Source organism: Nocardia blacklockiae, from assembly GCF_015477355.1.
GTDB lineage: Bacteria > Actinomycetota > Actinomycetes > Mycobacteriales > Mycobacteriaceae > Nocardia > Nocardia blacklockiae.
Genome location: NZ_JADLRJ010000019.1, coordinates 1 through 25,969 on the forward strand (window position 1 = coordinate 1; position 25,969 = coordinate 25,969).

General features: G+C 68.9%; 28 protein-coding genes. 16 read left to right on the forward strand and 12 right to left on the reverse strand.

The annotated features are described in order from the left end of the window. The 3 genes from IU476_RS33340 to IU476_RS33350 form a co-directional block, all read left to right on the forward strand. A partial coding sequence (locus tag IU476_RS33340) for a transglycosylase domain-containing protein (protein ID WP_438944100.1) occupies window positions 1-2,607 on the forward strand: 2,607 nt, incomplete at its 5' end. Window positions 2,608-2,633: 26 nt separating this feature from the next. After that, window positions 2,634-4,319, forward strand: a complete 1,686-nt coding sequence (locus IU476_RS33345; protein WP_228824742.1) for a glycosyltransferase family 87 protein — start codon at window positions 2,634-2,636, stop codon at window positions 4,317-4,319. 98 nt (window positions 4,320-4,417) lie between these two features. Beyond that, window positions 4,418-5,173, forward strand: a complete 756-nt coding sequence (locus IU476_RS33350) for an isocitrate lyase/PEP mutase family protein (RefSeq protein WP_195106317.1) — start codon at window positions 4,418-4,420, stop codon at window positions 5,171-5,173. A 75-nt stretch (window positions 5,174-5,248) separates the two neighbouring features. Here the strand turns inward: IU476_RS33350 and IU476_RS33355 are convergent, their stop codons facing one another. Further along, window positions 5,249-6,340, reverse strand: a complete 1,092-nt coding sequence (locus IU476_RS33355) for an alkene reductase (protein WP_195106318.1) — start codon at window positions 6,338-6,340, stop codon at window positions 5,249-5,251. 48 nt (window positions 6,341-6,388) lie between these two features. Here IU476_RS33355 and IU476_RS33360 point away from each other — a divergent pair, with 48 nt between their 5' ends. After that, on the forward strand, window positions 6,389-6,757 hold the full coding sequence (locus tag IU476_RS33360; RefSeq protein WP_195106319.1) for a MerR family transcriptional regulator: 369 nt from the start codon (window positions 6,389-6,391) through the stop codon (window positions 6,755-6,757). 63 nt (window positions 6,758-6,820) lie between these two features. Here the strand turns inward: IU476_RS33360 and IU476_RS33365 are convergent, their stop codons facing one another. Further along, entirely contained in the window at window positions 6,821-7,756 is a 936-nt protein-coding gene (locus tag IU476_RS33365; protein ID WP_324194530.1) for a DMT family transporter, read from the reverse strand. Between the two features lie 84 nt (window positions 7,757-7,840). Here IU476_RS33365 and IU476_RS33370 point away from each other — a divergent pair, with 84 nt between their 5' ends. Continuing rightward, window positions 7,841-8,380 carry a CGNR zinc finger domain-containing protein gene (locus IU476_RS33370; protein WP_195106320.1) on the forward strand — a complete coding sequence of 180 codons (540 nt, stop codon included), beginning with the start codon at window positions 7,841-7,843 and terminating at the stop codon, window positions 8,378-8,380. Between the two features lie 65 nt (window positions 8,381-8,445). On the opposite strand, the gene IU476_RS33375 is transcribed toward IU476_RS33370, so the two are convergent. Beyond that, entirely contained in the window at window positions 8,446-9,813 is a 1,368-nt protein-coding gene (locus tag IU476_RS33375) for a glycosyltransferase family protein (protein ID WP_195106321.1), read from the reverse strand. Between the two features lie 174 nt (window positions 9,814-9,987). Here IU476_RS33375 and rpsF point away from each other — a divergent pair, with 174 nt between their 5' ends. From rpsF to dnaB, 5 genes are all read left to right on the forward strand, one after another. Next, window positions 9,988-10,278, forward strand: a complete 291-nt coding sequence (rpsF, locus tag IU476_RS33380; protein WP_195106322.1) for a 30S ribosomal protein S6 — start codon at window positions 9,988-9,990, stop codon at window positions 10,276-10,278. A gap of 105 nt (window positions 10,279-10,383) precedes the next feature. Then, window positions 10,384-10,926 carry a single-stranded DNA-binding protein gene (locus tag IU476_RS33385; protein WP_195106323.1) on the forward strand — a complete coding sequence of 181 codons (543 nt, stop codon included), beginning with the start codon at window positions 10,384-10,386 and terminating at the stop codon, window positions 10,924-10,926. Between the two features lie 51 nt (window positions 10,927-10,977). Then, window positions 10,978-11,247, forward strand: coding sequence for a 30S ribosomal protein S18 (rpsR, locus tag IU476_RS33390; RefSeq protein WP_195106324.1), 270 nt, complete (start codon window positions 10,978-10,980; stop codon window positions 11,245-11,247). A 17-nt stretch (window positions 11,248-11,264) separates the two neighbouring features. Continuing rightward, window positions 11,265-11,720: a 50S ribosomal protein L9 gene (gene rplI, locus IU476_RS33395; RefSeq protein WP_195106325.1), complete on the forward strand. Its 456-nt coding sequence runs from the start codon at window positions 11,265-11,267 to the stop codon at window positions 11,718-11,720. Window positions 11,721-12,418: 698 nt separating this feature from the next. Then, on the forward strand, window positions 12,419-13,798 hold the full coding sequence (dnaB, locus tag IU476_RS33400) for a replicative DNA helicase (RefSeq protein WP_195106326.1): 1,380 nt from the start codon (window positions 12,419-12,421) through the stop codon (window positions 13,796-13,798). A gap of 326 nt (window positions 13,799-14,124) precedes the next feature. Here the strand turns inward: dnaB and IU476_RS33405 are convergent, their stop codons facing one another. Further along, window positions 14,125-14,583: a MarR family winged helix-turn-helix transcriptional regulator gene (locus tag IU476_RS33405; RefSeq protein ID WP_228824736.1), complete on the reverse strand. Its 459-nt coding sequence runs from the start codon at window positions 14,581-14,583 to the stop codon at window positions 14,125-14,127. A gap of 172 nt (window positions 14,584-14,755) precedes the next feature. On the opposite strand from IU476_RS33405, the gene IU476_RS33410 reads away from it, so the two are divergent. Continuing rightward, entirely contained in the window at window positions 14,756-15,124 is a 369-nt protein-coding gene (locus IU476_RS33410; protein WP_195106327.1) for a helix-turn-helix domain-containing protein, read from the forward strand. A gap of 21 nt (window positions 15,125-15,145) precedes the next feature. Further along, a complete protein-coding gene (locus IU476_RS33415) occupies window positions 15,146-15,655 on the forward strand; it encodes a nuclear transport factor 2 family protein (protein ID WP_195106328.1) in 510 nt (169 codons plus the stop codon). A 230-nt stretch (window positions 15,656-15,885) separates the two neighbouring features. Here the strand turns inward: IU476_RS33415 and IU476_RS33420 are convergent, their stop codons facing one another. After that, window positions 15,886-17,061, reverse strand: a complete 1,176-nt coding sequence (locus tag IU476_RS33420; RefSeq protein WP_195106329.1) for an MFS transporter — start codon at window positions 17,059-17,061, stop codon at window positions 15,886-15,888. A gap of 94 nt (window positions 17,062-17,155) precedes the next feature. Between IU476_RS33420 and IU476_RS33425 the strand changes: the two genes are divergently transcribed. Continuing rightward, window positions 17,156-17,716: a TetR/AcrR family transcriptional regulator gene (locus tag IU476_RS33425; protein ID WP_195106330.1), complete on the forward strand. Its 561-nt coding sequence runs from the start codon at window positions 17,156-17,158 to the stop codon at window positions 17,714-17,716. 131 nt (window positions 17,717-17,847) lie between these two features. On the opposite strand, the gene IU476_RS33430 is transcribed toward IU476_RS33425, so the two are convergent. Then, on the reverse strand, window positions 17,848-18,957 hold the full coding sequence (locus IU476_RS33430; RefSeq protein ID WP_195106331.1) for an FAD-dependent oxidoreductase: 1,110 nt from the start codon (window positions 18,955-18,957) through the stop codon (window positions 17,848-17,850). Window positions 18,958-19,023: 66 nt separating this feature from the next. On the opposite strand from IU476_RS33430, the gene IU476_RS33435 reads away from it, so the two are divergent. Further along, on the forward strand, window positions 19,024-19,704 hold the full coding sequence (locus IU476_RS33435) for a TetR/AcrR family transcriptional regulator (RefSeq protein ID WP_195106332.1): 681 nt from the start codon (window positions 19,024-19,026) through the stop codon (window positions 19,702-19,704). Between the two features lie 5 nt (window positions 19,705-19,709). Here the strand turns inward: IU476_RS33435 and IU476_RS33440 are convergent, their stop codons facing one another. The 4 genes from IU476_RS33440 to IU476_RS33455 form a co-directional block, all read right to left on the reverse strand. Beyond that, window positions 19,710-20,675 carry a pentapeptide repeat-containing protein gene (locus IU476_RS33440; protein ID WP_195106333.1) on the reverse strand — a complete coding sequence of 322 codons (966 nt, stop codon included), beginning with the start codon at window positions 20,673-20,675 and terminating at the stop codon, window positions 19,710-19,712. Window positions 20,676-20,748: 73 nt separating this feature from the next. Then, on the reverse strand, window positions 20,749-21,264 hold the full coding sequence (locus tag IU476_RS33445) for an SRPBCC family protein (RefSeq protein WP_195106334.1): 516 nt from the start codon (window positions 21,262-21,264) through the stop codon (window positions 20,749-20,751). Next, window positions 21,261-21,626 carry a metalloregulator ArsR/SmtB family transcription factor gene (locus IU476_RS33450; RefSeq protein ID WP_195106335.1) on the reverse strand — a complete coding sequence of 122 codons (366 nt, stop codon included), beginning with the start codon at window positions 21,624-21,626 and terminating at the stop codon, window positions 21,261-21,263. The genes IU476_RS33445 and IU476_RS33450 overlap by 4 nt, the downstream gene beginning before the upstream one ends. A 77-nt stretch (window positions 21,627-21,703) precedes the next feature. Next, complete coding sequence (locus IU476_RS33455) at window positions 21,704-22,285, reverse strand: TetR/AcrR family transcriptional regulator (RefSeq protein WP_195106336.1); 582 nt, start codon at window positions 22,283-22,285, stop codon at window positions 21,704-21,706. Between the two features lie 132 nt (window positions 22,286-22,417). Here IU476_RS33455 and IU476_RS33460 point away from each other — a divergent pair, with 132 nt between their 5' ends. Further along, on the forward strand, window positions 22,418-23,143 hold the full coding sequence (locus IU476_RS33460) for an alpha/beta fold hydrolase (protein WP_195106337.1): 726 nt from the start codon (window positions 22,418-22,420) through the stop codon (window positions 23,141-23,143). 24 nt (window positions 23,144-23,167) lie between these two features. Here IU476_RS33460 and IU476_RS33465 read toward each other — a convergent pair whose 3' ends face one another. Beyond that, the gene (locus tag IU476_RS33465) at window positions 23,168-24,184 is read right to left on the reverse strand and encodes an alpha/beta hydrolase (protein WP_195106338.1); all 1,017 of its coding nucleotides are present in this window, start codon (window positions 24,182-24,184) and stop codon (window positions 23,168-23,170) included. Window positions 24,185-24,340: 156 nt separating this feature from the next. Here IU476_RS33465 and IU476_RS33470 point away from each other — a divergent pair, with 156 nt between their 5' ends. After that, on the forward strand, window positions 24,341-25,408 hold the full coding sequence (locus tag IU476_RS33470) for a DUF2332 domain-containing protein (RefSeq protein WP_195106339.1): 1,068 nt from the start codon (window positions 24,341-24,343) through the stop codon (window positions 25,406-25,408). A 22-nt stretch (window positions 25,409-25,430) separates the two neighbouring features. On the opposite strand, the gene IU476_RS33475 is transcribed toward IU476_RS33470, so the two are convergent. After that, on the reverse strand, window positions 25,431-25,961 hold the full coding sequence (locus IU476_RS33475; protein WP_195106340.1) for an NUDIX domain-containing protein: 531 nt from the start codon (window positions 25,959-25,961) through the stop codon (window positions 25,431-25,433). Between the last annotated feature and the right edge of the window lie 8 nt (window positions 25,962-25,969).

Here is a 25,969-nt window from a genome sequence, read left to right on the forward strand (position 1 = left end):
GGCGCGGGCGCACCGCCGCCCCGGCGCGGCGGCCCGCCACCGCAGGGTGATCCGCGCGGCCCCCAACCGCCGCGCGGACCGGGCGGTCAGCCGCCCCGCCGACCGGGACCGCCGCCGCCACCCGCGCAGCGCTCCGGTCCCGGAGCGCCGGATCCGGCACGAGCCACCCAGAAGCTGAGCAGGCCCGACCAGACCACCAGGAAGACCTCGCTGAGCGAGGCGGTCGCCGAGCGAAACCAGCGTTCCGGCACAGCCACTCGGCCGCGCCCGGACCGCGACGGCAGCCGCCCGGCCACGGGCGGTCACCGCGCGGCCGGCGGTACCACCCCGCCGTCCGGTCCGCCGCCGCGCAAGAGCGGCGGTGGCGGGTCCGGCCCGGGTGGCCGCCGCCCGCAGGCGAAAAAGAAATCGCCGTGGCGGATCGTGCGGCGCGTGCTCTACGTGCTCGTGGCGCTGGCCATCGTGGTGCCCAGTGCGGTCTTCCTGGTCGCGTACACCACGGTCTCGGTACCCAAACCCGGTGACCTCAAAACCAATCAGGTCGCGTCGATCCTCGCCTCCGACGGCACCTCGGAGCTCGCGAAGATCGTGCCCGACGACGGCAACCGCACCGACGTCACCATCGACCAGATCCCGCCGCACGTGCGCAACGCGGTGATCGCGGCCGAGGACCGGGACTTCTACACCAACCCCGGCTTCTCCATCTCCGGCTTCGCCCGCGCCGCGCGCGACAACGTGCTCGGCAAGGAGAGCGCCGGCGGTGGTTCGACGATCACGCAGCAGTACGTCAAGAACTCGATGGTCGGCAACCAGCGCTCGCTCACCCGTAAGATGCGCGAGCTGGTCATCTCGGCCAAGATGGCGCGGCAGTGGGGCAAGGACGACATCCTCGCCGCCTACCTCAACACCATCCCCTTCGGCCGCGGCACCTTCGGCATCGACGCGGCGGCGCACGCCTACTTCGACAAGCCGGTCCAGGAGCTGACCGTGGAGGAGGGCGCGATGCTCGCCGCCACCATCCAGCAGCCCTACGGCCTGGACCCGGAGAACAACCCGAAGGGCGCCGAGGCGCGCTGGAACTACGTGCTCGACGGCATGGTCGGCGCGGGCTCGCTCCCGGCCGCCCAGCGCAAGGGCATGGTGTATCCGCAGGTGCAGCCCTCGACCAAGGCCGGCGAGGAATCGGCCGGTTCCGGTCCCGAGGGCCTGATCAAGCGGCAGGTGCTCGCCGAACTGTCCGAGGCCGGCATCAGCGACACCCAGCTGAATACCGAGGGCCTGCAGATCACCACGACGATCGACGCCAAGGCGCAGCAGGCCGCCGTGAACGCCGCCCAGAAGAACATGCAGGGCGAGCCGGACAACCTGCGCACCGCGGTGGTCTCGGTGGACCCGAAATCCGGTGCGGTGCGGGCCTATTACGGCGGTTCGAACGGCCAGGGCTACGACTTCGCCAACGCCGGTCTGATGCCCGGTTCGTCGTTCAAGGTGTTCGGCCTGGCGGCGAATCTCGAACTGGGCAAGCCGCTCTCGACGATGTACGACAGCTCGCCGATCACGGTGAACGGCATCAAGATCACGAACGTGGAGGGCGAGCAGTGCGGCACCTGCACCATCGCCGAAGCGCTCAAGCGGTCGCTGAACACCAGCTTCTATCGCATGGAGCTGGACATGGGCCAGAACTCGGGCCCGCAGAAGATCGCCGCCATGGCACACAAGCTCGGCATCCCCGACACCATCCCGGGCGTCGGCAAGTCGCTGGTCGAGCCGGACGGCGGGCCGCCCAACAACGGCATCGTGCTCGGCCAGTACCAGGCCCGGCCGCTGGACATGGCCTCGGCGTACGCGACGCTGGCCGCCTCCGGCGTCTACCACAAGCCGCACTTCGTCTCGAAGGTCGTGACCGCCGACGGCCAGGTGCTGCTGGACCGCGGCGACGTCGCCGGTGAACAGCGCGTCCCGGCCGCCATCGCCGACAACGTGACCTCGGCGATGCAGCCTATCGCGGGCTGGTCGCGCCACCACGACCTGGCCGGCGGGCGCGTCTCGGCCGCCAAGACCGGTACCGCCCAGCTCGGCGACACCGGCGAGAACCGCGACGCCTGGATGGTCGGCTACACCCCGTCGCTGTCGACGGCGGTGTGGGTGGGCACCGAGAACGGCGAGAAGCTGCGCAACGCGAGCGGGGGCATGATCTACGGTTCCGGCCTGCCGTCGGACATCTGGAAGGACACGATGGACGGGGCCCTGAAGGGCACGCCCAACGAGAACTTCCCGAAGCCGGCCCCGATCGCCGGCCAGGCGGGCGTGCCGTCGTGGACCGCGGCCTACACCCCGCCGTCGACGACGCAGGAATTCGTGCCGCCGGTGGTGGTGACTCCCTCGCAGGTGGAGATCCTGCCGGGCATCACCATTCCGGTGCCGGGCCTGGCGCCCAACCAGCAGCGCCCGCAGCAGCAACAACAGCAGCAGGGCCAAGGGCAGCAACAGGATTCGGGCCAGGGCCCGCTGCCCGGACAGCCGGTCGCGCCGTCCGGCGACCCCGCCTCGCCCGAAGGTAATCAGCAGCAGGGGACAGGGAACGGGACCTCGCCGCGGCAACGGTAGCCTCGGACGCCGTGATCGAGCAGCAATTGGCGCACCCCCCGGCCACCGGGGACGCGGAAGCCGACGACACACGCGGCTACGCGTCTCCGGCGCCGCCGGCGCCGGACCCGAGGTCGGCCGACCGGCGGGACAAACCCAGCCGCACCGATTCGCTGACCTCGCAATTGTCCACGATGATCGGCGGTCCGGTCGGTGACCACGCGCTGATCGGCCGTGCCCGCTTCTGGACGCCGCTGCGGGTGCTGCTCGCGTTCGCGGTGCTGTTCCTGGCGCTGAGCTGGGCCGGGAAGGCGGGTTGCCTGCAGCAGACCTCCGACGGCTCGGGCGGCCTGACCCTGGACTGGAACAACGGCCGCCAGTACGTGGCCATGTGCTACTCCGACACCGTGCCGCTCTACGGCGCCGAGCACCTCGACGAGGGCGCGTTCCCGTACAAGAAGCAGTGGACCGAATACGGCGCCGACGGCAAGCCGCAGACCCGGTACATGGAGTATCCGGTGCTGTCGGGCCTCTACCAGTACGCCGCGATGGAGGTGGCCGTCGCCTGGCAGCAGCTGCGGCTGCCCGCGGCGTTGCCGGTGGTGGTGTATTTCAATGTCGCGGTCGTCGGTCTGGCGATGGCATGGCTGGTGACGGTGTGGGCGTCGGCGCGGCTGTCCGGGCGCCGGGTCTGGGATGCGGGGCTGGTGGCGCTGTCGCCGCTGGTGCTGGTGCACGCGTTCACCAATTTCGACGCGCTGGCAACGGCTTTCGCGGCCACCGGCCTGCTCGCCTGGTCGCGGCGGCGGCCGGTGCTGGCGGGCGTGCTGCTCGGGTTGGGCGGGGCGGCGAAGCTGTATCCGCTGCTGCTGCTCGGCCCGATCCTGGTGCTGTGCCTGCGCGCCGACGGCCGCCACCGGCTGACCGGCCTGCGCGAGCGGCTCCGGGACCGCCACGGGATCGGGCACGGCCTGCGCGAGTACCTCGCCGACGCGCAGCTGAGCCCGCTGCGGTCGGCCGGGCTGGCGACCGCCGCGGCGGCCGGATCCTGGCTGCTGGTGAATCTGCCCGTCCTGCTGCCGTTCCCGGCCGGCTGGCGCGAGTTCTTCCGGCTCAACACCGAGCGCCACGCCGATCCGGACTCGATCTACAACGTGATCACCTCGTTCACCGGGTGGGCGGGCTTCGACGGACCGCTGACCGCGGCGGAGACCCCGAGCGTGCTGAACCTGGTGTCGCTGTTGCTGTTCGCGGGCGCCTGCGCGGCGATCGCCTACCTCGCGCTGACCGCGCCGCGCCGACCGCGGGCGGCGCAGCTGATGTTCCTGGTGGTGGCCGCGTTCCTGCTGACCAACAAGGTGTGGAGCCCGCAGTACTCGCTGTGGCTGGTGCCGCTGGCGGTGCTCGCGCTGCCGCATCGCCGAATCCTGCTGGCGTGGATGACGATCGACGCGCTGGTGTGGTTCCCGCGCATGTACTACTACCTCGGCACCGACAAGAAGGGCGTGCCCGAGCAGTGGTTCACGGGCACCGTCGTCCTCCGCGACCTAGCCGTACTCGCCTTGTGCACGTTGATCGTCCGGCAGATCTACCGCCCCGCCGAGGACCCGGTCCGCGGCGACGGCGTCGACGACCCGGTAGGCGGCGTCCTCGACCGCGCCCCCGACCCGCTGCTCCCCTGGCTACCCCCGTTCCTGCAACCCCGCCCCGTGAACTCCCCCGCCCGAGCCTGACAGCCTCCGAGGTCGGTTCGGCTGGAGCGCAGGTGGTTTGCGACTTTCGGGGACGGGTGGACCTGGCGTCGGCTGATGGTGCTGGCAAGATCACCGCTATGACCTCTCTGAGTGACAAGGCCGCCACGTTCCTCGCCCTGCATCGGCCCGGCGACCCGGTGGTGCTGCCGACGGTCTGGGATGCCTGGTCGGCGGGGCTGGTGCAGGAGGCCGGGTTCGCGGCACTCACCATCGGCAGCCACCCGCTGGCGGACTCGGTGGGCAAGGCCGACCAGGAGGGGATGGATTTCTCCGCGGACGTGCTGCGCCGGGTGCGCGAGATCACCTCGGCCGTCGACATTCCCGTCTCCGTCGATTTGGAATCCGGATACGGGCAGGAGCCCGCGCGGCTGATCGAGGGTCTGCTGGAGGCGGGCGCGGTCGGCTTCAATCTGGAGGACACCGTGCACGCGGAGGGCGGCCGCCTGCGCGAGCCGCAGGAGCACGCCGACCTCGTCGGTGCCCTGCGCCGCGCGGCCGACGCCACCGACGTGCACGTGGTGATCAACGCCCGCACCGATCTGCTGCTGCGTCAGATCGGCGACGCCGAGGACCGGCTCGACCGCGCCATCGCCCGGCTGCGCCTGGCCGCCGAGGCCGGCGCCGACGTGCTGTACCCCGTCGGCCGCCACGAGCCCGCCGACCAGCGCCGCCTGTGCACCGAACTCCCCTTGCCGATCAACGCCATCGGCCTCCCCGACCAAGACGAGCGCCCCACCTTCGCCGACCTCGGCGTGGCCCGCATCAGCTTCGGCCCGTTCCTCCAGCGCACCCTGTCCACCGAGGTGAACCGCCTGCTCGCACGCTGGAGCTGAACCGGCCCCAACGGTGCGCCGCACCGCGTGGTGAGTGGTCACCCTTCGGATCACGCGGCGCGGGTTGCTTTTTCGTCAGGCCGCGGACGTGGCGGACGCGGCGGTCCAGGACGGGTAGTCGCTGTAGCCCTCGGCGGTGCGGCCGTAGAGCACCTCTTCGCGGATCGGGGCGAGCGGCAGATCGTGCGTGATGCGGTGCACCAGATCGGGATTGGCGATGAAGGCGCGGCCGAACGACACCAGGTCGGCGTGGCCGGCCCGGAGCGTGCGCTCGGCGGCCTCGGCCGAGGTGGGTGCGCGGTTCTCGCCGACGTTGGCGATCAAGGTGCCGTGCCAGCGCGGGCGCAGGTCCGCGAGGGCGGGGTAGTCGTCGTTGTCGGTGAGGTGCAGGTAGGCCAGGTCCCGGCGGTCCAGTTCGGCGACCAGGGCGCGATACAGCGGAGCCGGATCCTGTTCGCGCATACCGAACTGCGGATTTCCCGGCGACAGGCGGATCGCCGTGCGCCGCGAACCGACCTGCGCCACAACGGCATCGGTGACCTCCAGGGCGAAGCGCATCCGGTTGGCCGGTGTGCCGCCGTACTCGTCGTCGCGGAGATTGGTGTTGTCGGCGAGGAACTGGTGCACCAGATAGCTGTTCGCGGCGTGGATCTCGACGCCGTCGAAGCCCGCGTCGACGGCGTTGCGCGCGGCCGCGGCGTAATGCCGCACCGCCGCTTCGATGTCGGCCCGCGTCATGGCGCGCGGGGTGAGCGACTCCGCCTTGCCGCCGTCGATCAGGTGCAGCACGTCGCCGTCGGAGACCGCGGACGGCCCGGCCGGCAGCGAACCATCGATGCGGGCCAGCGGATGCCCCTTGCGCCCGCCGTGCATGAGCTGGGCGAAGATTCGGCCTCCGGCGGCATGCACCGATGCGGTCACCCGGCGCCAGGCGGCCACGTGCTCGGGGGTCTGCAAGCCCGGCACCCAGGCCTCGCTCTGCCCGCTGGAATGCGGCCAGATCCCTTCGGTGACAATCAATCCCGCCGACGCGCGCTGACTGTAGTAGTCGGCGACATCCGCCGTGGGCGAACCGTCGGCGTGCGAGCGCAGGCGGGTCATCGGGGCCATCACCACGCGGTTGGGCAGCGTGAGATGCGGGGCGCGGTATTCGGTCAGCAGCTTCATGCGCGTACCGTAAAACCTAACATCAATGTCAGGTGCAAGGAGCGACCCGTGCGAATCGGTGAACTGGCGCAACGTACCGGGGTGAGTGTGCGCTCGCTGCGCTACTACGAGGAGCAGAACCTACTGTCCTCCACCCGCACCCCCGGCGGCCAGCGCGACTACCCGGAATCGGCCGTCGACCGAGTGGTCCGCATCCAGGAGCTGTTCGCGGCGGGCCTGCACAGCCGCACCATAGCCGAACTCCTCCCCTGCATCCACGACACCGACGGCACCCCCAGCGCCCTCGCCACCCCCTGGCTCACCGAAACCCTCGCCGCCGAACGCGCCCGGATCGAAGACTCCATCAAGGACCTGCGCCGCGCCCGCGAGGTCCTCGACGGCGTCCTCCGCGCCGCCGAGGGCCGCCCGGCCGATTGACGTGATATCCGACCCTGCCGTTTGTTCGGATGCGGTCATTCGGACAGCGAGGCCGGGATGCGATCAGCGAACCGCGAGACGTTGTGCGCGAGTGCCATCCCCGAGATTCGTAGCGCTTTCCGGGGCCTCGCGCGGCACCCTCCCGGACCGCAACGACGCCAGCACCATGCCGAGCACGCCCACCGCGAGACCGGCAATCGTCAACGGCCGCAACGGCTGATCGATCAGCGCCCACGCCAGCACGGCGGTGACGGCGGGCGTGGCGAAGAACAGCTTGCCGACCCGGGTGGTGTCCCAGCGTCGCAGCATGGCGTTGAGCAGCAGGAACGCGCCCATGGAGTTGATCAGCACCATCCAGACCATGGCGCCGGCGAAGCGACCGGGGTCCGAGACGTGGAAGTCGTTGTGCGCCACCACCACCAGCCCCGCGACCGGCGCGCTGGCGAGGACGTGCACGGCCGTCGCGCTGCGGGAGTCGATCGCCGGTGTGAATCGCTTCTGATACACCGTGCCCAGGCTCAGCCCGAGCAGCCCGGCGACGCACAGCACCAACCCCGCCACGGAGAACGCGGACTGATCCACCACGGCCAGCCCGACCCCGATCCCGCCGACCCCGAATCCCAGCCACTGCCGCACAGTGACCTGTTCACCGAGCACCCGCCCGGCGAACAACGCGATCACCACCGGATTCAGGCCCTGCACCAGCGAGATCACCGCGGCCGAGACATGTTCGGCCATCGCCGTGTAGAACGCAGCGAACTGCACCAGTTGCATCAGCAGCCCCGCGACCACGGCATGCCCCAGCTCAGCACCGCGCGGGCGACGCGCGCCCACCGCCAGCGCGTACAGCGTGAGAGCGATTGCCGCGGTACCGAATCGGACGAACAGCACCAAGAACGGCGGCGCGGCACCCACGCCGATGACGCCGGCGATGAACGCACTGCTCCACATCACCACGAAGGCCACGGGCGCGGCCGTGTCCATCAGACGATTCTTCACCGGACCTCCCGAGGTAACCACTTAGACCGGTTACTACCGTCGCAGTCGCGGACGTAACCTGTCAAGGCGGTTACTATCGGAGGCGTGTTCACTTTCGTCAGCGGCAACCTGGCGCTGGACTTCGCCGGCACGGTCAATGCCCGGACCACCGAGTACCTGGATCGGCTGACCACGCCCGCGGACCTGGCCCGCTGGCTGCGCGAGGCCGGCGTGCTCGACGCCGCCCCCGACTGCGACGAGACCGCGCTGCGGCGTGCCGTCGAGGTGCGCGAGGCCGGCTACCGCTCGGCCCTGGCCGCCATGCACGGCGAGCCGCCCGCACCCGCCGACCGCACCGTGCTCAACGAGGCCGCACGCGCCGACACGCCGGTCGTCACCCTGCGCGCGGACGGCTCGATACACCGCACCGGCACCGTGCCCGCCGCCCTCGCGGCCGTGGCCCGCTCCGCGATCGAACTCCTCGGCGGCCCCGACCGCGAACGCATCAGGCAGTGCGGCCGCGACACCTGCACCCGGCTCTACGTCGACACCTCACGCGGCGGCACCCGGCGCTGGTGCGATATGGCCCGGTGCGGCAATCGCGCGAAGAGCGCCGCCTTCCGAGCCCGGCACGGTGGGGTGTGACCGAACGTCGAACCCGTTGCGGCCCGGCGGTTTCGCGATGAACTCGGCGCGCCGGCGAGGTCGTCTCAACGATAAATCGAGACCAGCTCACCCGGCGTGAAGCTGGGCACCGGTATCGGTTCCGGGCGGCGGCCACGGAGATTCGCCCGCAGGAAGACGAAGAAGAACACCACCAGCAGCAGGGCCCGCCCCCAGACCCCGAACTGCACCACATGCTCCTCGACCTCGGCCGACTCCCCCGCCCCCAGGGCATAGAAGTACCGGAACACCCCCACTCCGATCGCCGCATCGGCCACCAGATATCCGGCGACCGCCACCCATGGCACCTCGAGCAGCACCAGGAACGGAATCAGCCACAGCGTGTACTGCGGGGAATGCACCTTGTGGAACAACAGGAATCCACACAGCATCGCGCCGCTCACGCCGACCCACGGAAACGCCGCGCCCGCGCTGTAGCGCTTCCACCCCAGCCACACCGCCACCAGGAACGACGCCAGCACCAGCACCGGCGACGCCGCCGACACCACGTCCTGGAACGAATTCTCGCTGCCGGGCGACTCGCCGAACAGCGGCCGCAACCCCCAGTACCAGATCGAATTGGTGGTGATGTCGGCCTGCCGCAACTGCTGGAAGGTGATCGAGGCGCGCCACCCCTCGTAACCGGCGAGCGCGAAGGGCAGGTTGATCGCCACCACCGTCAGCGCCGCAGCGCCCGCCACCGCCAGCGCGCCGCGCACGTCGTAGCCGCGGGCCTCGTCGCGCGGTTCGTCGCCCCGGGTGAGCACGTACACCAGCAGCGGCAGCACGAAGATGCCCGGATACAGCTTGAGACAGAAGCCGATTCCCAGCAGCACGGCCGCGGCGATGCCCCGGGTGCGCAACGAATAGCGGGTCAGCGCGGTGACCACGTACACCGCCGCGACCGCCGTCCACACCACGGGCAGCTCCCAGTTGTGGAAGGCGTAGAGCACCAGCGGCGGGCCCGCCCACAGCAGCGCGGCCGATCCGGACAACCGTCCCAGCAGCCACGCGGTCAGCAGCGCGAACGGCGCCAGCAGCAACGCCGAGTGCAGCAGGAACGCGGCGTCGTCGTCCGCACCGATCGCGCCGAGCCACATCAGCAGCCCGCTGAGCACGGGGTACTCCACCGCACCGCCGGTCAGCGTCCCGTCCGGCGTGATGCCGCCACTGATATAGGGGAAGACATGCTGGTCGATGCTGCGGCCGAGCCACAGGAATTGGATGTCGGAGTAGCAGACCTCGGCATCCTTGATCTTGTCGAACGCCGCGCTGCGACCGTCGGCATCGAACGGGCCGACCGCGCAGCGCGCCTTGTTGAAGTAGGCGAACACCAGCATCACGCCGCACAGCAGCGTCGCGACCACGGCGGGCGCCCGCCCGGCCGGACGCGCGCTGTCCGCTCGGTTCGACATGGGGACCACGATATGTGCCCCGCCTCGCGCGCGCCCGAATTCGTCCCACGCCGGACCTCGATTTCGTCGCGGAAGCCCAGCTCATGTAGCCTTGTCGGGTTGCTGACGCGACGACCCTCCTGCCCACGGACCGTCCGTGGGCCGTCCTTAGTCCACAGGAGGTGATGGGTTCCCGTGCGTCAATACGAAGTAATGGTCATTCTCGATCCCAGTCTGGATGAGCGCACCGTCGGTCCGAACCTGGACAAGATGCTCGGCGTGATCTCGCAGCAGGGCGGCAAGGTCGACAAGGTCGACATCTGGGGCCGCCGCCGGCTCGCCTACGAGATCGCCAAGCAGAGCGAAGGCATCTACGCGGTCGTCGACCTCACCGCCGAGCCCGACACGGTGAGCGAACTCGATCGCCAGCTGGGACTGAACGAGTCCGTGTTGCGCACCAAGGTGCTGCGCAACAACAAGAAGTAAGTCCCTCTCGGAGAGCGAACCGCACTCGTAGTCGTCGGTGCCTGTCTCTAGGCTCTAGCGCAACAGCGAGTGCACGGCGGACTGCACCGAAGAGCAGGAGGAACCATGGCTGGCGACACGGTCATCACCGTCATCGGAAATTTGACGGCCGACCCGGAACTTCGATTCACGCCCGCGGGCGCTGCGGTGGCCAATTTCACCGTGGCATCGACACCCCGCGTGTTCGACCGCAACAGCAACGAGTGGAAAGACGGCGAGGCGCTGTTCCTGCGCTGCAACATCTGGCGTGAAGCTGCGGAGAATGTCGCCGAGAGCCTGACCCGAGGCGCTCGCGTGATCGTGAGCGGACGACTCAAGCAGCGCTCCTTCGAAACCCGCGAGGGCGAGAAGCGCACGGTCGTCGAACTCGAGGTCGACGAGATCGGTCCCTCCCTGCGCTACGCGACCGCGAAGGTCAACAAGACCTCGCGCGGTGGCGGCGGCTTCGGTGGCGGCTCCGGCGGAGGTGGGGGCTACAACAGCGGCGCCAACGGTGGCGGCCGCGGCGGGCAGCAGCAAGGCTCCGCCGGCGGCGACGACCCGTGGGGCAGCGCTCCCGCAGCCGGCTCCTTCGGGGGCGGCGCAATGGACGACGAACCGCCGTTCTAGAACGGCTTTCATTGGGGCCCACGGGCTCCCAGGCATGACGGAGTAAGAACAATGGCCAAAGCACCGGCGCGCGAAAAGGTGCTGAAGAAGAAGGCGTGCGCCTTCTGCAAGGAGAGCAAGGCTGCCGCCAAGGACGGCAAGAAGGCAGCCGCCATCGACTACAAGGACACGACGCTGCTGCGGAAGTTCGTGAGCGACCGCGGCAAGATCCGTGCCCGCCGCGTCACCGGCAACTGCGTGCAGCACCAGCGTGACGTCGCCATCGCGGTGAAGAACAGCCGCGAGGTGGCGCTGCTGCCGTACGTGTCCACGGCTCGCTGAGAGGGAGGCACACGACGATGAAGCTGATTCTGACTGCCGATGTGGACAACCTCGGTGCGCCCGGCGACACCGTGGAGGTCAAGGACGGTTACGGCCGCAACTTCCTGCTGCCCCGCGGCCTGGCCATCCCGGCCACCCGCGGTGCACAGAAGCAGGTCGAGGGCATCCGCCGGGCGCAGGACGCCCGCCGCGTGCGCGACCTCGACCACGCCAACGAGCTGAAGCAGGCCATCGAGGGCCTGACCGGCGTGTCGCTGTCGGTGAAGACCGCCGGCACCGGCAAGCTGTTCGGCTCGGTCACCCCGGCCGACGTCGCGGGGGCCATCAAGGCCGCCGGCGGCCCGGTCGTGGACAAGCGCAGCATCGAGCTGCCGAAGGCGCACATCAAGAGCACCGGCAAGCACGGTGTCGTGGTGCACCTGCACCCCGATGTGGCCGCCAAGTTCGACCTCGTGGTCGACGCCGCGGAGTAATACCGGTCGCCCGGGCATCTCGGGCGGCAGCGCATTCGTCGAAGACCACCTCCGTGCGCCTGGCACGGGGGTGGTCTTCGGCTGCTCGGGCTCGTCGACGCTCATTGTTTGCTATTAATTAGCTATTCTCGGGAGACGCCGCGGCGGAGATCGTCGGCAACTATGCGTGATCGCTTTAACCCCAGTTCGGGATGGTTTGGGGAAAACTCGTCAAACCGACCATTCGTAATGTGATCCACGCCATAACCGGCGAGAGCACTGTTAACCCAACACGCCCGGCCGTTCATCTCGGCCGACACGCCGATGCGCTGTTGATCCACAAGTCCACAGGCACCGAAAATGGCATCTACCTGGGAGATAACGCCTTTCGGCAGATATTTTCCCCAGGTAGTCCACATGGGCTGCACAACGGCAGGTGAACAGTCCCCAGTTTCTCCACAGGGGAGTGCACAGTCCGGTTTGGTACTCCACAGTTCGGTCGCTTAGGTTCTTCCCGGTGTCGTGAACCCACGCCCCGAATCCCCCGATTTCGCGAGTCTTGCAGAATGCTCCGCCGGTTTGCTGGATCGCCGCCTCCGAGCTGCGCCGGTCGCGGCGGCGGCGCTGTGCGGCGGGCCGAACGTGTCGGTGCCGGGGGGTAGAAAGGGTGCTCGATACTCTCGGAGCCGCGAGCGTGAGGGAGAGGACGGTCGAGTCGGGTGGCAGTCGTCGATGATCGCGGGCATTCGGAGTATTCCGACTCGCCGGGGGAGGATTTCGGCCGCCAGCCGCCGCACGACATGGCGGCCGAGCAGTCGGTGCTCGGCGGCATGCTGCTGAGCAAGGACGCCATCGCCGATGTGGTCGAGGTGGTGCGGCCGGGCGATTTCTACCGTCCCGCGCATCAGGCGGTCTACGACGCCATCCTCGATCTGTACGGCCGCGGCGAACCGGCCGACCCGGTCACCGTCGCCGCCGCCCTGGACCGCCGCGGCGACCTCAAACGCATCGGCGGCCCGCCGTACCTGGTCACCCTGACCCAGACCGTCCCCACCGCCGCCAACGCCTCCTACTACGCCGAGATCGTCGCCGAGAAGTCGGTGCTGCGCCGCCTGGTGGAGGCCGGCACCCGCATCGTCCAGTACGGCTACGCCGGCGCCGACGGCCAGGACGTCGCCGAGGTCGTCGACCGCGCCCAGGCCGAGATCTACGAGGTCACCGAACGCCGCTCCAGCGAGGACTACATGCCCCTCGAGGAGCTCCTGCAACCCACGATGGACGAGATCGACTCCATCGCCAGCCGCGGCGGCATGTCCCTCGGCGTCCCCACCGGCTTCACCGAACTGGACGAGGTAACCAACGGCCTCCACCCGGGCCAGATGATCATCGTCGCCGCCCGTCCCGGTGTCGGCAAATCCACTCTGGGAATGGATTTCATGCGGAGTGCTTCGGTGAAGCACGGGTTGGCGAGTGTGATCTTCTCGCTGGAGATGAGCCGGACCGAGATCGTCATGCGTTTGTTGTCGGCGGAGGCGAAGATCAAGCTCGGGGATATGCGATCCGGGCGGATGAGCGACGACGACTGGACTCGGTTGGCGCGCAGGATGAGTGAGATCAGCGAGGCGCCGCTGTTCGTGGACGATTCACCGAATATGACGATGATGGAGATCCGGGCCAAGGCGCGGCGGCTCAAACAACGGCACGACCTACGCCTCGTCGTGGTCGACTACCTCCAGCTGATGACCTCCGGCAAGAAAGTCGAATCCCGCCAGCAGGAAGTCTCGGAATTCTCCCGAAGCCTCAAACTGCTGGCAAAGGAACTGGAAGTCCCGGTGGTCGCCATCAGCCAGCTGAACCGCGGCCCGGAACAGCGAACAGACAAGCGCCCCATGGTCTCCGACCTGCGCGAATCCGGATCGCTCGAGCAGGACGCCGACATGGTCATCCTTCTCCACCGCCCCGATGCCTTCGAGCGGGACGACCCGCGCGGCGGTGAAGCGGACCTCATTCTCGGTAAGCACCGAAACGGTCCGACCGCGACCATCACCGTCGCCCACCAGCTGCACCTCAGCCGCTTCGTGGATATGGCGCGCGGGTAATCGCCGATGTAGGTTCTCGGAAATCGTGGCCAAATCCCGAAATGAATGGCCACAGGTTGGCCAGTTGGCCACGATTTCGAGATTCCACCTCTCCGCTGATCGGCTCGTGCATGATCCTCGCCAGTTGCCGTCCACAGCAGGAGGATTCGGTTTGGTCCGTTGCGCTGCCCGCGAATCCGAGGAGATCGTGCCGCTTGCTGCGGTGAGTGCGGAGACTCTGAGGGGGTGGAGATACCGATCTCGATCAAGAACGATGGCGAGTTTCCGCGCCCCGAGCGCATCAGGGTTATATCGGTCGGGAAATTCGTTCCAGACGGGTCGTGAGGTCAATTCATGCCGGCGTCTTCGACGATCAGGGTCAGCAGTCTGATCAGTTCCGAGCGTTCGGTAGGCGATAAGGCCCGCACGAGTTGGTTCTGTGCGTTCGCGAGCAGAGCGTCCAATACGGCGAGATGATCGACGCCGGTTTGGGTTATCGCGATGATGTTGCGACGGCCGTCGGCCGGGTCCGGGCCCCGCCGGACGTACCCCTGTTCGGCCAGTGAGTTGATGGTGGCGGTGATGTCGCTGCGGTCGATGCCGACGCACCGCCCAAGGTCGGCCTGGCTGGAGGGGCCGAACTCTTCCAGCGCCGCCAAGGTCGCGAAGTGATACCGACGTGCGCCGGTACCACCGAGTGCTTGATCGGTCAGCCGGTTGGCCGCGATCGCCGCCAGGTTCACCAACCGGGTCGGCATAGCACGCAGCCGGACCGGGCTCGTCGGCATCGGCTTCCGTATGGGCATGCATCTACCCTAGCAAAAATTGTTGGCGTCACCCACAATTCGGAGGTATGTTGGCCATACCAACGTTGGAATCACCAACATTTTGGAGGATGACATGTCCACACCATCACCCACCTTCGGACGAGCGCTCGGCGAGGCAGCACGGCAGGTGGGCAAGCTCCACCGTCGCGCCTTGGCGGCATTCGACACCGATTTCCCGAGTTGGATGCTGCTGGCCCTGCTTCACGAAAACCGAAAACCTTTGCCGCTGACCATCGTCGCCGAGGAACTGGAGCGACGCATGGACCTTGCCGCACCCGAAACGAAACACCTTGTGCAACGTGCAGCCGGGCTGGGCTGGGTCGAGTGTCGGTTCGGCGACACCGAGCCCGCCGTCGAACTGGCCGACACCGGGGCGCGACACTTCGAGCGTGTGTACGCCCACGCTCGCGGGATGACCGACGCCGTATTCGACGGTATCGACGCCGAGTCCGTGCAGGCCGCCGTCAACGTTCTGGTCGCCGTGGACCGGAGAGCGGCGGCGCTGCTCGAGGAGGCGTAAGGCATGAAATGCTCAGCGGCCGTGGCTTTCATCGCGTCAGCGGTCCTCTCGCTGACGGCGGCTTGCAGTCGAAACAGCGACGACTCGGCCACTTCGCACCTGACCGATCGCGATCAGATCGCGGGGCTGGTCACCTTGCTCGGCGCGTCCCTCGACGAACGTGATTTCGATCGGCTCCGGATGATCTGTTCGGAGGATGTCACCGTGCACACCCCTGGAGGGCAATCGGCCGGGCCGACCGCGGTGATCGCACAGGCGGAGAAGATCCATTCCCGCCGGCAACGTACCCAGCACGTGCTGTCCGACATCATCGTCGACGTGACACAGGACCGCGCAAAGATCCGCGCCAACTCGGTCGCAACTTTCGTACCCACTGACGTCGATACCACCCCGCCGGAACCGCTGTTCCGCATCGGCGAGGTCTACACCTTGGAGGCAAAACTCACCGATCAGGGTTGGCGCCTTTCCCGAATCGCTTCGGCTCCCGTCTGGCTGCAGGGCGCACTGCCGCCAGGCATGGCTGGCAATTGAGCCAACGACCCGGGGCGTGTGCCCAGGCAGCTCCCGGGTTGTTGCGGACTTGCCCGGCAAGAGGATTGGCCATCGAAATGAGACCGCAGGTCATGGCCACCGTGTGAGACAAACTGAGAACCGCAGGTATAGAAGGCGGCACTGGCCACGATTTTGAGACCCTACAGCCGATGTGAGACAACGGCTTTGCTGTAAATCCGGTCGGATGACCGCGTACGGGTAGAGCGTCATTATCGCGATCGCCGGGGAAGCAGCGTCGTGACCGCGAGCACGATCAGCACGACGCCGTAGCCGGTGGCGGTGGTCAACAGGCTGACGCTGGTCGCGATGACTCCCGCCGCGACGGCCGGGACACAGAAGGCGAGGTAGCTGAGCACGTAGAACGCGGCGACGAGTTTGCCGCGTTCGGTGGCCGGTGCGAGCGGGAGCACAGTGCGGGTAACGCCCTGAAAGCTTGCGCCGAAGCCGATCCCGGCGATCACTGTGCCCACGAACAGCAGTGTCTGCGACCCGGTCCGGATGGCCGCGATAGTCACCGCGAGTCCGATCGCCAGCGCGGCGGCGCCCAAGCGCATCACCCGGGTGGCCGCGACCTTGCGCAGCAGCCAGATCGCCGCCGCACCCGCCCCGGCCAGCGTGAACACCAGCAACCCGCCGAGCAGGATCGAGCTCGAGCCGGTGACCACACGGACCAGGCTCGGACCGAGCGAGAGGTAGAAGCCGCCCAACGCCCACGCTGCGATATCCAGCAGCGCGGTGGCGGCGAAGGCGGATCGGGCCGCTGCCGGGACACCGATCTTCGGCCGGATCGCCTGCCGCACACCGGGCAGCATCGGCGAGGTCTCGGTCACCACGATCGTGCCGATCGCCTCGATCACGAACACCGCGATCAGCACCAGGTACACGGTCTGCCGCGGCCACGGCAGGAACTGGACGAGCACTGCGGAACCGAGGCCGCCGACAGCCAGCCCCGCCATCGGCGCAACGCTGTTCACGACCGGCCCGTGTGGTCGCTCCGCATCGAGGATCGCCGCGGCCAGCGCACCGGTTGCCGCGCCGGTCGCGATGCCTTGCAGCATGCGCGCCGCGATCAGCAACGCAACGCCGTCCGCGGTGCTGAACACCACCATGGCCACCACGTCCATCGCGATGGCGCCGAGGATCACCGGGCGGCGTCCCACGTGGTCCGACAGCGACCCGACGGTCAGCAGCGCCAGCAGCAGGCACACCGCGTAGACGCCGAAGATCACCGTCAGCATGCCCGGGGAGAACGCCCAGCGCGCCTGGTAGACGCGGTAGAGCGGGGTCGGCGCGCTGGATGCGGCGAGGAACGTCAGCATGGTCGCCGCCGGCAGGACGGTGGCCAACCCGGACGACAGGCGCCGGGTGTCCGGAGCGATGAGCATGAAGGACCCCATCTCAGTTAAAGCGAAGATTGTTGCTTTAGTTGACCGTACACGGGGCAAGCCTTAAAGCCAAGACATCTGCAATAATGGTCGAATGTCGGCTACTACTCCAGCCCGGCGGCCGGGTGGGCGCAGCGCGAAGGTCCGGGACGCCGTCTACACCGCCGTCGGCCAGCTCATGGGCGAGGGCAAGGCGGACCGCATCACCATTCCGGTGCTGGCTAACCGGGCAGGGGTCAACCCGACCAGCATCTATCGCCGCTGGGGCGACGTGGACACGCTGCTCGAAGAGGTCGCCGTCGCCGCGCTCACCAAGGACGGCGACGAACCGCCGAACACCGGATCACTGCACGGCGACCTGTCGGCGTGGGCTCGGATCGTGGTCGACGACATCACCCAACCACGCCGGACCCGTTACCTGCGCGCCATGGTGGCCGCCCGGGACGAGGTGATCACCTGCCCGTGCTGGGAGCAGCGCCGCGCGCAGGCCGAGGTGATGCTGGACCGGGCAAGGGCGCGCGGAGAGCGGACGCCGACCGAGCAGCAGGTCCTCGATCACGTGATCGCACCGATGTATCACCACGTGGTCTTCGGCCTGTCCGCCGACCGCGCCTTCGCGGACCGACTGGTCCACGACGTGCTCGCCATGGCCTGAGCCGTCTCCGCGAGGGCGTACTCGCGCCGGTGCGCCCTCCGGCACACTCGGGTCGGTGGCTTCGACGATCGGACGTCGCTTCGCCGATCGTGAAGGGCCGCTGAAGATCGACGTTCGCGTGAAGGTCGGAGTCAGTCGGGACGGAAGAAGGCGAGCATTCTGCGGCTCGCGTCCGGCTGGGTGAGGAGTTCCTGTATTCGGGCGGATTCGCGGCCGATGGCGCTGGTGCGGGCGAACATCTCGCGTTCGTATTCTTCGATGGCGGAAGGGAAGTCGTCGGGGTGGGCGGCCAGGGAGCGGGCGAGTTGGGCGCCGTCGAGCAGGGCCATGTTGGCGCCCTCGCCTACCGGCGGCATGAGGTGGGCGGCGTCGCCGACGAGTGTGACGTCCGGGGCGGACGGCCAGGTGAGGCCGACCGGGAGGGTGCTGATCGAGCGCGGGACGATCGTGTCGTCACAGGCGGCGATCAGGGCGCGGAAGCGCGGGTGCCAGTCGGCGAACAGGTCGAGCAGGCGGGCGCGGGCGGCGGCCGGGTCGTCGAACGGGATGCCGCTGGTGGCGAACCAGTCCGCGGCGGTGTTGTAGAAGCTGAGGCCGATGCGGACGCGGCCGTCGCCATTGCGTTGCGCCGCAAGGGATCTGCCGTCGCCGAGGACCCAGTAGTTGCCGCGGCCGACCATCGCCGCGAGGTCGGGGTGGGTGCGGTCGATGTCGGGGATGCCGAGTTCGACGGCGTTGTGGCCGGTGTGCACAGGTTGGGCGTCCGTGAGCAGCGGGCGAATTCGGGAATTCGCGCCGTCGGCGCCGACCAGCAGGTCGTACGTCGCAGTGCTGCCATCGGTAAAGCGCAGCACGCCGTCGCCTGCGGATTCGACAGCGTGGCCCCAGCGCACCGTGTGTTCGGGCAGCGAATCGAGCAGCAGTTTGCGCAGGTCGGCGCGGTCCACCTCCGGGCGCAGCAGCGGGGCGTCGTCGGGGGTGTCCTCCTGCAGCAGCAGGGTGCCGTCCGGTTCCAGCAGCCGCATGTCCTGGCCCTCACCTCGGGCGATCGCGAGGAAATCGTCGAGCAACCCCGCCTCGCGCAGCGCCTGTTGACCGGAGTGGATGTCGAGCATGCCGCCTTGATCGCGCGCGTTCGGTGACGAATCGCGTTCGTAGACAACAGCTTCGAGGCCGCGCACCTGTAACACCCGGGCGAGGGCCAGGCCGCCCATTCCGGCTCCGACAATCGCGATGGTCATATCCGTCCTCGATTCACCGTATCGGTCAATACACTGTATCAAGCATGGCGCTGTATCGTCTTCGGCATGTTGGTGTGGGAGCGGCCGGAGCCGCCGGATCGACCGGCGCCTGCCCCGCTGAGCCGGGAGCTGATCGTCCGAGCGGCGATCCGCCTTGCCGACGCGGACGGCCTCGACGCGGTGTCGCTGCGCAAGGTCGCCGCGGCGCTGGACGTCGGGCCGATGCGCCTGTACGGCTACATCGCCACCAAGGAGGAACTGCTCGACCTGATGGTCGACGCGGTCCACACCGAGATCCGGCCGACCGGCGACAATTGGCGCGAGGTGCTGCGCTCCTGGTCCGAAGCCACCCGCCGAGCCGCCCACCGCCACGAATGGCTCGCCGACCTACTCGGCGGACGACCGCAACTGGGCCCGAACACGCTCGCCAGCGGAGAGTCGGTCCTGGCCGCGATGACCGGCGTCGACCTGAACACCCTCGTCCCCGCGGTCGCCGCGGTCAACGCCTACGTGATCGGCGCCGTCCGCCGCGAGATCACCGAACGCCGCGCCGAACGAACCTCCGGCATGAACCAGCACCAATGGCAAACCACCTACGGCCCTTATTTGGAGCGCACTTTCGCCGAGGGCCACTTCCCGTCCCTGGCCACAGTCGTACGCGACGGCCCCCACCTAACCCCCGACCAAACCTTCGAAGCCGGCCTCGACTTCGTCCTGGACGGCATAGCAGCCCACATCCCGAGCTGACCCGGTTACCCGGCCGACCGTGCGAGTTCCTTTACCAGAGTGCGGGATTCGGGCTCGGTGGGGTGGTTTTCGAGGCGCCAGCCGCTGGGGGTGGTGACGTGGCCGCGGAGGGTTACTTCGGCGAACCGGGCGCTGCGGAAAGTCACGGTGAAGAATTGGGCTCGACCGTGAAAGACGGCGTTGGTGAAGTCGGCGCCGCCGTGGAACGTCGCCCCGGGAAACCTTGCGTCTCCGAGGAATTCGGTTCGGTGGAAGTGGGTTTCGCCGTGGAACACCGCACCGTCGAACCGTGCGTGCACGAGTCGGCAGCGGCTCAGGGAGAAATCCACCAAGCGCGCGCCGGACAGGTCGATGCTCATGTCCGCCCAATGGGCGGGCGGGGGTTCCGTGTCGTGCCGGAGATGCGTGGACAGCATGCGCTGCGCGGTCTTTCGCACCTGCAGTTCCTCGACGGCCGGCTGGGCGGCGGGCCCGTCGTCGCCGGACTCCGGCAGGACGAACGGCATGCGCAGATAGGCACAGAGGACGCTGACGATGGTCTGGCGATGCTCGGGGTGGCCGTGCGCGAGACGTTCCAGGGCGTAGAGCCCGGCCATCCGTACCGGCGCCTTGTCGCTGCCGAGTTGATCGGCCGCCTTGGTGTAGAGCTCGGTGACGCGGCGCTCGATGGCGTCCGCGCGGGCGAACTCGTCGGAGCGCACCTTCGCCCGATGCTCGGCCTGGTTGAGCCGGAAGCGATGGACGGTGATGAAGGTGGCGAGCACGGCCAGGACCGAGGCAGCACTCTTCCACGCCAGATCGAACGCGCCTCGGTGCGCGGCGACGTCACCGCCCCACAGCAGCCACAACACCACCGCGCCGACGGCGAGTGCGCTGCCCAGGGCTGTCCACACCCATCCCCAATGGAAGTCCTGGCCGGCCGCGGTCCGGGGCACGGGCTGGTCCGACGAATACCGTTCGGGGAGTTCCATACCGACATTTCATCGCATCCCAGGACATCTCGCGGCGCGGCGCGGGAAGTCACGGCTGAGGCGTGAGGCCGGGCTACGGAGTGGTTGGGGGGAGGAGGGATTCGTAGTGGGCGGACATGCTGGGGAAGTAGTCGGCGAAGTTGGGGTGTGGGGCGTTGGTGCGTGCTGCGCCGAGTCGGTCGAGGTAGTACTCCCAGCCGGGGCCGACGTGGGTTACCTGGGCGATTTCGGGTTCGGTGAGCAGGTGGTGGATGAAACGCAACTCGGTGACGCCCTCGGACTCGGTCAGCAGGAGTTCCAGTCGCCAGGCGCCGTGCTCGTCCACGGCGGAGACGCCGAGCCGGTGCGGCGGGTCGCAGGCGTCGATGCGCATGTCCATCCACGGCTGCTCTTCCTCGAAGGCCATCTGCACCTTGATGTTTCGGCCGGGGCCCGGGTCGCCGGTCCACGGGCCGAACCAGCGGGCGGTGCGTTCCGGCTCGGTGACGCTCGCCCACACGTCGTCGATGGGAGCGCGGTAGGTGCGGGTGAGCACCAGGTCGCGGCCCTGCGCCGCGGCCAGCAGGCGGCCCGTGGGTGTCGGGGTCATGCGGTCTCCTCTTCGTGGGATTCGGGTGCGGGACGGGTGGCGCGGTGTTCGCGACGGGTGCGGTACACCTCGGTTTCCAGTGCGTCGAGGTGCCGCGCCCAGTCCGGCCGCGCCTCGAATTCCGCTATCCAGCGCGCGATTTCGGCGAGCGGTCCGGCGTCGAGCAGGTAGTACCGCTGCCGGCCGACCAGCTCGTCGTGCACCAGGCCGCTCGCGCGCAGCACCCGCAGGTGCCTGCTGACGGCGGGCCGGCTGATGTCGAACTGTTCGGCGATGGCGCCCGCCGTCAGCCGACCGTCGCGCAGCAGCTCCAGGATTCGTCGCCGAACCGGATCCGCGATCGCGCCCGCCACCTCGTCCACACCGAAAGCGTAACCAACTGGTTACGCTTTGTCGAGCCCTGTCCGACACCGCTCTCGTCGGTGACGAACTCGGACGCTCAACGAGTCCGGCGCAGCCCCGCGATGAGCAGTTCGACGAGACGCCGAGCGCTGTAGCGCGGGTCGGCGCCCGCGCCCGCGCACAGGCCGCCGATTCCGCGCATGAGTTCCTGCGCGTCCTGGCCGGCGCGGATCTCTCCGGATTCGGCTGCGGCAGTGAGCAATCGGGTGCATACGGGCACCAGGCGGTCGAGGAAGTAGGAGTGCAACGGGTCGTAGCAGGGATCGTCGGATTGCAACACGGCGGCCAGACCCTGCTTGGTGACCACGAAATCGACGAACGAGTCGATCCAGCGCTCCAGCGCGGCATACGGACTCGCGCTGTCCCGCAATAGATTCGACCCGGCCTCCGCCAGCGCCTCGACCTGATGCCGGTAGACGGCGACGATGAGATCCGCCCGGGTCGGGAAGTGGCGGTAGATGGTGGCGGTCCCGACCCCGGCCCGCGCCGCGATATCGCGGATCGGCGCCTCGACACCGGAATCGACGAAGACGGTGGCGGCCGCGTCCAGCAAAGCCTGCTCATTGCGCCGCGCGTCCGCCCGCTTGGGACGCGCGGGCCGTCCGTCGCTCTCCTGCACCTGGCCACCTTCCGACGCCGGATTGATAAACGGGACAGCGTCCCGTATCTTCAAACGGGACAGGGTCCCACTTATCGGCCATCGTATACGGCTGCCCGGACGACCGGGCAGCGCGCGGACGGAGCGAGAGATATGTCGACGTATGTGCTGGTACACGGGTCGTGGCACAGTGGGCAGTGCTGGGCGCGGGTGCTGCCCGCGCTGGGTGCGGCGGGGCATCGGGTGAGCACGCCGACGCTGACCGGATACGGCGACCGGCGGCATCTGCTCGGCCCCGAGGTGGGGCTCGAGACGCACATCGACGACATCGTCACGCTCCTCGTCGAGGAAGACCTCACCGAGGTGATCCTCGTCGGGCACAGCTACGCGGGGCTGGTCGTCGCGTCGGTGGCCGACCGGGTCCCGGACCGCATCGCGCGCGTGGTGTACCTGGACGCGATGGTGCCGCGGGACGGCGAGACGGCGGTCGACGTGATGCCGGTCTCGCAGGCGCTCATCGACCTCGCAGAGCGGTCCGGCACCGGCTGGCGCATTCCGCCGCTCCCCGAGTCACCGCCTCCCGCAGGCCTTTTCGGTGTGACCGACCCGGCCGACATCGCCTGGTTGCGCACCATGCTGTCCGATCAGCCCGCGCTCTGCCTGCAACAGCCGGTGCGCCTGGGCAATCCGGCCGCCGACGCCATCCCGCGCACGCACATCCATTGCACCGCGGGCAAACCCGAGGGCTTCGACCGCCGACCCGTGCCCGCGACACAGCCCAACGGCACGCCCGCGGAGGTCTGGGAGCTGCCGACCGGTCACGACTGCATGATCACCATGCCGCTCGAACTCGCCGACCTCCTGCTGAAACTCGGCTGACCGCAAGGGATTACCGAGGACCGGTCAACGCGCTCCGGCCTGCGGCGAACCCGCTGTGGCCGAGCGCTTTCCCGCAAGATGCTCCCGCAGGAACTCGGTGATGACCGCGCGAGCGGGCACAGCCTCGGGAACCAGGCCGGGCAGGGTGATGAACGCGTGCGGCGACTGGGGGTGTTCGGACAGCCGGGTGGGTGTGCCTGCCGCGCGGAGGCGTTCGGCGTATCGGCGGCCCTGATCGGCCAGCGGGTCCAAGGTGGGGATCACCACGAGGGCCGGGGGCAGATCGGCGAGGTCGGCGTAGAGCGGCGACACCGCACGGGCGTCCGCCCCGGCCGGGACGGCGAGGCGGCGGAACAGCCGCATCTTCGGGATGGTCAGGGTGGGGCTGTCGCCGTACCGGTCGAACGAGGGGTAGTCGAGCATCGTCTCGGTCAGGTCGGCGCCCGGGTTGACCAGCACCTGCGCCCGCAAGGGCACGCCGGATGCCTTGGCCCGCAGCGTGATCAGGGCGGAGACCAGTCCGCCGGTGCTCTCCCCCGCGACGGCGACCCGGGTCGGGTCGACCCCCCACTCCGCGGCGTTCGCCGTGATGTGCCGCAGCACGTCCCACCCGTCGTCGATCACCGCGGTCAGCGACGTTCCGGGCGCGAGGAGGCGGTGCTCGACCGAAACCACGACCGCCGGGAGCCGCGCGGCGAGACGACTGTTCGCCCAATCGCATTGCGCCGCCGTGCCCACGAAGCCACCGCCGTGCACGTGCACCACGAGTGGCAGGCTCTCGGTCCCGCCGCGCTTGGGCCGGTACACCCGGACCCGGACGGTGCGGTCGGGCAGCGAGACGTCCTGCCATCGGATCGTCGCACCGCGATCGGGGAACCCGGTGATCACCCGGAAGAGCCGCGACCCGGCCTTACGATTGGCCGCCTCGCGGAAGGCGATCAACTCCTCGGTCGTCATGGTCGACCAGTCGGGATCCTTCTGCAGCGGTCGCACCAGCCGTACACCCAGCGGCAGCCGTTCGTCCACGGATGCGTGGTTCATGACATTCCTCCTCGCTCGCCCGCGCCGGTGCCACCGCGCGGTACACCCCTCCATTTTCGCGCGGCCGCGCCGCCGGGTCTTGGAAAAATGTTCCGGCCGGGCAAGGCATCCGCCTCCCACGCGCCGGACCGCGAGAAGGCCTGGCACAGTGCAGCTATGTCTTTGGTGGCGCAGTTCGAGTTGCAGGCGAAGGCCTGCGCGAAGCTCGGTTCTCCGTTGTACGGATCGCTGGTGGCCGAGGTGGCTCGCGATATCGAGCGGGGCGGGGTGTGCGCCCGGGTGCTCGCCGGATACGAGGAGGCGCCGCTGGTGGACGCGGTGCCGCTGCGGTTGATGGGCGCGGTGCACGGGCTGGTTCTGACCGGGCAAGCGCCCAACCTGGCGGCCTATTACCCCAGCGCCACACCGGAAACCGAGCTACGTGCGGCCAATGACGGTGCGTGGCAGGCATTCCGCGCGGCCGTGGACGCGAATCCGGAGTGGATTCGCGACTGGCTGACCCGGCCACCGCAGACCAACGAGGTCGGCCGCGCGGTGCCACTGCTCGCCGGACTGCTGGCGGTCGTCGACGAGACCCCGCTCCCGGTCCGCCTCCTGGAGCTGGGTAGCAGCGCCGGGCTGAATCTGCGAGCGGACCACTTCCGTTGGTACACCGACGATTTCGGCTGGGGTCCGGAGGACTCGCCCGTCACTCTCGGCGGCGCGTGGGACGGTCCGGTGCCCGCATGGCTGACCGCGGCCGTGCAGCGCCATCCGCACCTCGAGATCGTCGAGCGACGCGGCTGCGATCCCACTCCCCTGGATCCGCGGTCGGCCGTCGACGCGCTGGCGCTGCGTTCCTACGTGTGGCCGGACCAGCCCGAGCGCGCCGCCCGGCTGAACGGGGCATTGACTGTGGCCCAACAGGTTCCGGCCGAGGTCACGGCGGTCGGTGCGGCGGATTTCCTGGCGGGCGTCGAACTCGAGCCGGGCACCCTCACCGTCGTGTGGCATTCGGTGATGCGCCAATACGTTCCGGCGGACCAGTGGGCGCGCGCCACCGCGGAACTGGAGCGGCTCGCGGCATCGAGCCGTCCCGATGCCGGGTTCGCCCACATCGCCTTCGAGCCCGTGGCGCGCAGCGGCAGCGGGTTCCCGCTCACCGTCCGCATCGGTTCCGCGCCGGCCGTGGTACTCGCGCGGGCGAAACCGCACGGCATTCCGACCTTCGCCGCGGCCGACTGAAACCTTTGCGGGACAAGAGTTTTCAGGCTCGCTCGTGCAGGAGCAGCAAGGAGTAGGCGGCCAGCGTCCCGGAGTCGGTGATCGCGCCGGTGCGGATCATGCGCTCCAGGTCCGCGCGGGCGAACCAGGCCGAGCGCATGTCCTGTTCCTCCGGCTCGCGTTCGGGTTCGCCGTGCGTCAGGTCGGTGGCGAGGAATACGCGGCCGCGCTGGCTGAGCGTGGCCGGCGCCGCGTTGAGCGGGCCGAGGAAGGTCATGGTCGCGGCGCGCAGGCCGGTCTCCTCGCGCAGTTCGCGATGCGCGAGATCGACCGGGTCGCCGACCGCGCGATCGGGCAGCGTCCCCGCCGGGAACTCCCAGCAGCGTTGTCCCAGTGGGTATCTGAACTGCTCCACCAGATGGAACCGGTCGCCGTCGCGCGGCACGACCATGACGAAATCCGGCCGGTCGACCACCCCGTAGATGCCGGTGGAGCCATCGGACCGGCGGATGGTGTCCTCGCGCACCTCCATCCACCGGTTGCTGTAGACCGTGTGCGATCCGAGCGTCTCCATACCCGGAT

Excerpts from the sequence above, each read along its gene's own strand:
- IU476_RS33350 (WP_195106317.1), top strand. The coding sequence starts at position 4,418 with ATGACCTCTCTGAGTGACAAGGCCGCCACGTTCCTCGCCCTGCATCGG.
- IU476_RS33355 (WP_195106318.1), bottom strand. The coding sequence starts at position 6,340 with ATGAAGCTGCTGACCGAATACCGCGCCCCGCATCTCACGCTGCCCAAC.
- IU476_RS33375 (WP_195106321.1), bottom strand. The coding sequence starts at position 9,813 with ATGTCGAACCGAGCGGACAGCGCGCGTCCGGCCGGGCGGGCGCCCGCC.
- IU476_RS33385 (WP_195106323.1), top strand. The coding sequence starts at position 10,384 with ATGGCTGGCGACACGGTCATCACCGTCATCGGAAATTTGACGGCCGAC.
- rpsR (WP_195106324.1), top strand. The coding sequence starts at position 10,978 with ATGGCCAAAGCACCGGCGCGCGAAAAGGTGCTGAAGAAGAAGGCGTGC.
- rplI (WP_195106325.1), top strand. The coding sequence starts at position 11,265 with ATGAAGCTGATTCTGACTGCCGATGTGGACAACCTCGGTGCGCCCGGC.
- IU476_RS33405 (WP_228824736.1), bottom strand. The coding sequence starts at position 14,583 with ATGCCCATACGGAAGCCGATGCCGACGAGCCCGGTCCGGCTGCGTGCT.
- IU476_RS33420 (WP_195106329.1), bottom strand. The coding sequence starts at position 17,061 with ATGCTCATCGCTCCGGACACCCGGCGCCTGTCGTCCGGGTTGGCCACC.
- IU476_RS33425 (WP_195106330.1), top strand. The coding sequence starts at position 17,156 with ATGTCGGCTACTACTCCAGCCCGGCGGCCGGGTGGGCGCAGCGCGAAG.
- IU476_RS33430 (WP_195106331.1), bottom strand. The coding sequence starts at position 18,957 with ATGACCATCGCGATTGTCGGAGCCGGAATGGGCGGCCTGGCCCTCGCC.
- IU476_RS33435 (WP_195106332.1), top strand. The coding sequence starts at position 19,024 with ATGTTGGTGTGGGAGCGGCCGGAGCCGCCGGATCGACCGGCGCCTGCC.
- IU476_RS33440 (WP_195106333.1), bottom strand. The coding sequence starts at position 20,675 with ATGGAACTCCCCGAACGGTATTCGTCGGACCAGCCCGTGCCCCGGACC.
- IU476_RS33445 (WP_195106334.1), bottom strand. The coding sequence starts at position 21,264 with ATGACCCCGACACCCACGGGCCGCCTGCTGGCCGCGGCGCAGGGCCGC.
- IU476_RS33460 (WP_195106337.1), top strand. The coding sequence starts at position 22,418 with ATGTCGACGTATGTGCTGGTACACGGGTCGTGGCACAGTGGGCAGTGC.
- IU476_RS33465 (WP_195106338.1), bottom strand. The coding sequence starts at position 24,184 with ATGAACCACGCATCCGTGGACGAACGGCTGCCGCTGGGTGTACGGCTG.
- IU476_RS33470 (WP_195106339.1), top strand. The coding sequence starts at position 24,341 with ATGTCTTTGGTGGCGCAGTTCGAGTTGCAGGCGAAGGCCTGCGCGAAG.
- IU476_RS33475 (WP_195106340.1), bottom strand. The coding sequence starts at position 25,961 with ATGGAGACGCTCGGATCGCACACGGTCTACAGCAACCGGTGGATGGAG.